This window comes from Pseudomonas sp. Pdm06 (assembly GCF_014851795.1).
Lineage (GTDB): Bacteria > Pseudomonadota > Gammaproteobacteria > Pseudomonadales > Pseudomonadaceae > Aquipseudomonas > Aquipseudomonas fluorescens_AA.
In genome coordinates this window covers 1-2,858 of sequence record NZ_JACVAH010000034.1, presented here as the reverse complement: position 1 = coordinate 2,858, position 2,858 = coordinate 1, and the positions used below count along the sequence as shown (strand labels likewise).

Genomic DNA, 2,858 nt, shown 5'->3' with positions numbered 1-2,858 from the left:
GGTCACGTTCCAGCGAATGGGTATGCGATAGTTTGTGTGTTGCGGTTGAGCGTCTCGAACTTTCGGTTCGTTTCGTCTTCACACACCGCAATCTGGTCTCTTTCGCCCTGGGGCTTGGAGTTTACAAATTGCTTGGGTGTTATATGGTCAAGCCTCACGGGCAATTAGTACAGGTTAGCTCAACGCCTCACAGCGCTTACACACCCTGCCTATCAACGTCGTAGTCTTCGACGGCCCTTCAGGGGACTCAAGGTCCCAGTGAGATCTCATCTTGAGGCAAGTTTCCCGCTTAGATGCTTTCAGCGGTTATCTTTTCCGAACATAGCTACCCGGCAATGCCACTGGCGTGACAACCGGAACACCAGAGGTTCGTCCACTCCGGTCCTCTCGTACTAGGAGCAGCCCCTCTCAAATCTCAAACGTCCACGGCAGATAGGGACCGAACTGTCTCACGACGTTCTAAACCCAGCTCGCGTACCACTTTAAATGGCGAACAGCCATACCCTTGGGACCGGCTTCAGCCCCAGGATGTGATGAGCCGACATCGAGGTGCCAAACACCGCCGTCGATATGAACTCTTGGGCGGTATCAGCCTGTTATCCCCGGAGTACCTTTTATCCGTTGAGCGATGGCCCTTCCATACAGAACCACCGGATCACTAAGACCTACTTTCGTACCTGCTCGACGTGTCTGTCTCGCAGTCAAGCGCGCTTTTGCCTTTATACTCTACGACCGATTTCCGACCGGTCTGAGCGCACCTTCGTACTCCTCCGTTACTCTTTAGGAGGAGACCGCCCCAGTCAAACTACCCACCATACACTGTCCTCGATCCGGATAACGGACCTGAGTTAGAACCTCAAAGTTGCCAGGGTGGTATTTCAAGGATGGCTCCACGCGAACTGGCGTCCACGCTTCAAAGCCTCCCACCTATCCTACACAAGCAAATTCAAAGTCCAGTGCAAAGCTATAGTAAAGGTTCACGGGGTCTTTCCGTCTAGCCGCGGATACACTGCATCTTCACAGCGATTTCAATTTCACTGAGTCTCGGGTGGAGACAGCGCCGCCATCGTTACGCCATTCGTGCAGGTCGGAACTTACCCGACAAGGAATTTCGCTACCTTAGGACCGTTATAGTTACGGCCGCCGTTTACCGGGGCTTCGATCAAGAGCTTCGCGTTAGCTAACCCCATCAATTAACCTTCCGGCACCGGGCAGGCGTCACACCCTATACGTCCACTTTCGTGTTTGCAGAGTGCTGTGTTTTTAATAAACAGTCGCAGCGGCCTGGTATCTTCGACCGGCGTGGGCTTACGCAGCAAGTGCTTCACCCTCACCGGCGCACCTTCTCCCGAAGTTACGGTGCCATTTTGCCTAGTTCCTTCACCCGAGTTCTCTCAAGCGCCTTGGTATTCTCTACCCAACCACCTGTGTCGGTTTGGGGTACGGTTCCTGGTTACCTGAAGCTTAGAAGCTTTTCTTGGAAGCATGGCATCAACCACTTCGTCACCCAAAGGGTAACTCGTCATCAGCTCTCGGCCTTAGAATCCCGGATTTACCTAAGATTCCAGCCTACCACCTTAAACTTGGACAACCAACGCCAAGCTGGCCTAGCCTTCTCCGTCCCTCCATCGCAATAACCAGAAGTACAGGAATATTAACCTGTTTTCCATCGACTACGCTTTTCAGCCTCGCCTTAGGGACCGACTAACCCTGCGTCGATTAACGTTGCGCAGGAAACCTTGGTCTTTCGGCGTGGGTGTTTTTCACACCCATTGTCGTTACTCATGTCAGCATTCGCACTTCTGATACCTCCAGCAAGCTTCTCAACTCACCTTCACAGGCTTACAGAACGCTCCTCTACCGCATCACTTGCGTGATACCCGTAGCTTCGGTGTATGGTTTGAGCCCCGTTACATCTTCCGCGCAGGCCGACTCGACTAGTGAGCTATTACGCTTTCTTTAAAGGGTGGCTGCTTCTAAGCCAACCTCCTAGCTGTCTAAGCCTTCCCACATCGTTTCCCACTTAACCATAACTTTGGGACCTTAGCTGACGGTCTGGGTTGTTTCCCTTTTCACGACGGACGTTAGCACCCGCCGTGTGTCTCCCATGCTCGGCACTTGTAGGTATTCGGAGTTTGCATCGGTTTGGTAAGTCGGGATGACCCCCTAGCCGAAACAGTGCTCTACCCCCTACAGTGATACATGAGGCGCTACCTAAATAGCTTTCGAGGAGAACCAGCTATCTCCGAGCTTGATTAGCCTTTCACTCCGATCCACAGGTCATCCGCTAACTTTTCAACGGTAGTCGGTTCGGTCCTCCAGTCAGTGTTACCTAACCTTCAACCTGCCCATGGATAGATCGCCCGGTTTCGGGTCTATTCCCAGCGACTAGACGCCCTATTAAGACTCGCTTTCGCTACGCCTCCCCTATTCGGTTAAGCTCGCCACTGAAAATAAGTCGCTGACCCATTATACAAAAGGTACGCAGTCACCCAACAAAGTGGGCTCCCACTGCTTGTACGCATACGGTTTCAGGATCTATTTCACTCCCCTCTCCGGGGTTCTTTTCGCCTTTCCCTCACGGTACTAGTTCACTATCGGTCAGTCAGTAGTATTTAGCCTTGGAGGATGGTCCCCCCATATTCAGACAAAGTTTCTCGTGCTCCGTCCTACTCGATTTCACTTCTAAGATCCTTTCGCGTACAGGGCTATCACCCACTATGGCCGCACTTTCCAGAGCGTTCCGCTAAAATCAAAGAAGCTTAAGGGCTAGTCCCCGTTCGCTCGCCACTACTAAGGGAATCTCGGTTGATTTCTTTTCCTCAGGGTACTTAGATGTTTCAGTTCCCCTGGTTCGC

General features: G+C 52.3%; 1 rRNA gene. It reads right to left on the bottom strand.

The features are described from left to right. Window positions 1-143: 143 nt before the first annotated feature. Window positions 144-2,858 (bottom strand): 23S ribosomal RNA (locus tag IB266_RS30400); the annotation flags it as partial.